At 70.1% G+C, this 1204-nt stretch carries 1 protein-coding gene; it reads left to right on the forward strand.

The window, feature by feature from the left end; translation table 11 throughout:
* The first annotated feature begins 221 nt into the window (after positions 1-221).
* On the forward strand, positions 222-953 hold the full coding sequence (locus ACWDNU_RS46360; RefSeq protein WP_449673512.1) for a DUF4185 domain-containing protein: 732 nt from the start codon (positions 222-224) through the stop codon (positions 951-953).
* The last annotated feature ends 251 nt before the right edge of the window (positions 954-1204 follow it).

Raw genomic sequence — 1204 nt, forward strand, 5'->3', positions numbered from 1 at the left:
CGTCGAAGTCGAGCCATAGCGCGTCGGCGACGCCGGTTTCGGCCAGGGCCAGTTCGGCCTGCCCCGACCAGTGGTGCACGATGCCGTCGCCGGTTCCGAAGACGTACTCGATGTCGTTCACATAGGGATTGGACGCGCCGGGACCCGGATCGGTTCCGGTAAATTCAGAACTACATCGGTGGTATTTGTTTGTTCGTTCGGATACCCATTCGAGGGAGCACATGCGCACAACGCTGGTACCGCACGGTTCGACCGCACTCGGCGCCTTGCTGGCCGTCGTGCTCGCCGCCCCCGCGCTCGCGACTCCCTTCCCCTGGGCACCGCCACCCGTGAACATCTGTGGCGAAACGGGATTCGACCCGCTCAACCGGCTGCCCGACCCCGCCGCGCCACCACCGCCGGTCATCGCGCCCAGCATCGACATCCCGGTCATCGTGCCGGAGCTGACGCCGGTGCCGCTGCCCGATCCGCCGCACGACAACACCCGCGTCGCGCAGGCGCCGCTGCCGTCGGACCCGTGCCGCAACCCGTGCCCTGAGGTCAGGGACACGCCCGAACCCGACGACGGGATCGACGAGTCCGGCGACGCGTCAACGGGTTCGGGGTCGGGCTCGGGCTCCGGGTCGGCGATCTCGTTGCCGCGCATCCGGATCAAGCCCGAGATCGAGCCCATCCCGATCCCGGTACCGGGTGGTGAGGGCGAGCCGGCGCAGGAACCGCCCGCACCCGTCGTGCGACCGGTCGAACCGGGACCGGCGCAGCCCGCGGTCGCGGCACCGACGGTGGAATCGGTGCGCCTGGTCGAGCAGGTGACCGGGCACGGGTCGAACAATCGGACCGACATGCGCTGGCAGGTCGACGGCACCGACCTCGGCCTGTTCTGGGAGACCGAACCGGGCAAGGTGGCCATGGTGTTCGGCGACACCTTCGGCGAGGGACCACGGCCTGTTTGAAGATGACCGCGCCGGTGTCGATGATCAGCGGCTGACCCGACAGCGCGCCGAAGGAGATCAGCTCACCGCGCGGTGCCAGCAGCGACATCAGTGCGCCCGCGGCCGGTCCGCTGACCTGGTCCACCGCCCGCACGATCGGTTCGCCGTTGGTGACCTCGGCCGCGCGGGCCGCCCAGCCCTCGGTCTCGGTGTCGATCACCGGGCCGTAGCCGAACTGCTCCAGCGCCCGCACCGAGTCCGGTCCGCGCACC

It is taken from the genome of Amycolatopsis sp. NPDC003676, assembly GCF_053587275.1.